At 57.8% G+C, this 1,134-nt stretch carries 1 pseudogene; it reads left to right on the top strand.

What is annotated here, in order from left to right:
• Window positions 1-766: 766 nt before the first annotated feature.
• A pseudogene (locus tag SO180_RS42395) lies at window positions 767-1,134 on the top strand (IS5 family transposase); the annotation flags it as partial.

The following is a 1,134-nucleotide window of genomic DNA, read 5'->3' as shown; positions in this document are numbered from 1 at the left end:
TGAGTATGCCTGTCCATAAGGACAGTTCTCAACACAACGGTCCACCTGACAAGGCGGCCCCCAGCGGAGGATTACGATCAAATCGCCAGGATGCCATCAACTGTGGTCACCTGGCGGTGCTCGCCGGATGCGTACGAACAGATTGTCCGGTTTGCTCGCTCTATTATCCCATTCTACGACGAGCACGTAATCGACCTGTACCGTCGGATTTGCGCGCTGTACCGAATGGGGCGAAGGCACAGAAACAAAAGAAAGTCGCACAACAATCTGGAATCTGGCCGTGCCACGCCGACCACTAAAAACGTCGCACGAGGCTCGTTTCGTTCTCGGCGACTTCTCCGCGAAGGGCTTGGAAAATTAGGGTTTTCCAATGGTGGGCGCACCACGGCTCGAACCTGGGACCCGCTGATTAAGAGGCGTGTGATTTGCTAAGAAAATCAACGACTACGCCAACAACTGGAGCGCCAAAACTGCTTGAACCTACCAAGGGTTTCCCCCTTGTCGGAATGGCCGGTGGCGAATCCGCGGCGGAAAACAGCTGTCAGAGAAACTCACGAACCCACGTGAGGCATGCTGGAACAGCTTTGTCTTCGGCAGCCCAAAAGACAAGTGGACAAAGATTTCATTTCGCCAAGATAGGCCCGCTGGACCATTTCGTTGCCCCGCAGGCTCAGGGCCGAGCCGTGCAGCACTACCTGGCCTGTCTGTAGCACGTAGGTCTAGGTAAGCGGGATGGGGTTAGGTTGAATCGATTTGGGATTCCCAACTGTCCACCGGCTGCCAGTGGCGGGCCCTGCCGAGCGAGTTCCCGCCGTACTCGACGGTCCAGGGCTACTTTTATGCGTGGCGCGATAGTGGCAGGTGGCACATGATCGTTCGAGCTCTGGTGCGCAAAGCGCGGCAAGAACTTGGGCGCAAGCCGACACCGACGGCTGCCGTCATTGACAGTCAAACCGCTTCGACGACGCAGGCCGGCGGGCCACGCGGATTTGACCCCGGCAAGCGCCTTCATGGACGCAAGCGGCACATCGTCACCGATACCAATGGCCTTCTGTTAGCAGTTCACGTTCATCCCGCCAACGTTCAAGATGTCCACGGTGCTGTCCCGCTCCTGGAGCGCTTGCGAGAGCGCTT

Source organism: Bradyrhizobium sp. UFLA05-112 (assembly GCF_053572325.1).
This window is presented reverse-complemented; position numbering and strand designations above follow the sequence as displayed.